This is a genomic window from Allobosea sp. P4_C6 (genome assembly GCF_056402015.1).
Window position 1 is genome coordinate 1 of sequence record NZ_JBFUIF010000264.1, and the last position, 1,136, is coordinate 1,136.

Below are 1,136 nucleotides of genomic sequence, written 5' to 3' on the forward strand. Positions count from 1 at the left end.
AGCGCATGAAGTTCATCTGCGCGGCGATCGGAAACCCCTCAGGAATAAGAAGAAGATTATCGTCGACGTTCGGTGGCGCGCCAATCAGAATACCGCTCATATAACCCTGAGCCCAGGCGAAATACTCGCGCTCTTCCTCTACTCGAACCACGATGGAATCATTGAACTGTGAACATTTCGCCGTGCCTGTTCCAACGACGGCGACGAACTGAGCTTGCGCGCCCGACACCCCCGCGAGATACGCAGACGCCACGAGGATTGCCCAGAGCGCACTCGCAAATGCTCTCGTCGCAACTCGAAATTCTCTCTTGGTCGAGACGTTTTCTGGCATAACTCCTCAGGACGGCTCGTGAGACCTAGTAACAGCAGTCGAATTCGACCTAATAATGATCAAAACTTTATATTCAGAGGAGTTATTTATTTCTTTGATGCAGAGAATTCTGTTTTGAGAAACGATGATTGCAGTGATTTGCGATCATAAACTGCATAATCCGAAATTATAGAAAAAAGGAGAGGCCGGATCACAAACCCGGTCCTCTCCAAAGTATGGGTCTCTTTTGGAGGTTGACGCCCATTGTAGCGGGCCTCAACCCAAATCGATGCTGACATTCCAATCGGCAATCTGTCTGTGACCATTTTCACCGGTCCTGAATTATCGAACCGAAGGCATCCCGGAGCACAGCGTTTGAGTTCCGCAGGCGGCAGGCGTCCGCATTCGCTAGCAATGGCGCTGCGGGCGATGGCTCACGCAGGGAAGGTCACCCAGAAAACCGCTGACGCGGTGCCGCAACTCGTCGATGMGYTCGATAATCATCTTGTTTCCGGATTGGCGCAGGATGCCGTCCTTCGCCAGCGCGCTTATCTGTTTCGTCACGGTCTCACGTTGAGAAGCAATTCTACGGGCAAGTTCGGCATGGGTTGGGGGCGGCGAAATGGAGATCTCACCATCGTCCGAGCTCGAACTGAGACGAATCAGCTCGGCGTAGAGCCTTGCCTTCATCGGGAGAACGCGGTTTTCGATATAGAGCCTGTTCAAGGTCCTAAGCCGCTCGCACAAGCGCCTGGCCACATCCCAAGCGATGGCCTGCCCCCTGAAAAGTGGCCCTCCCTGAAGTAGGCTTTTTGAGCCTTTGGAG

Annotated in this window: 1 protein-coding gene and 1 pseudogene; both read right to left on the minus strand. The window is 53.4% G+C overall.

What is annotated here, in order from left to right; genetic code table 11:
- Positions 1-331 (minus strand): annotated as a pseudogene (locus tag AC1DVA_RS28520) (hypothetical protein); the annotation flags it as partial.
- A gap of 387 nt (positions 332-718) precedes the next feature.
- Positions 719-1,136: Crp/Fnr family transcriptional regulator (locus AC1DVA_RS28525; protein WP_476808148.1), on the minus strand; the 418-nt coding region annotated here is incomplete at its 5' end.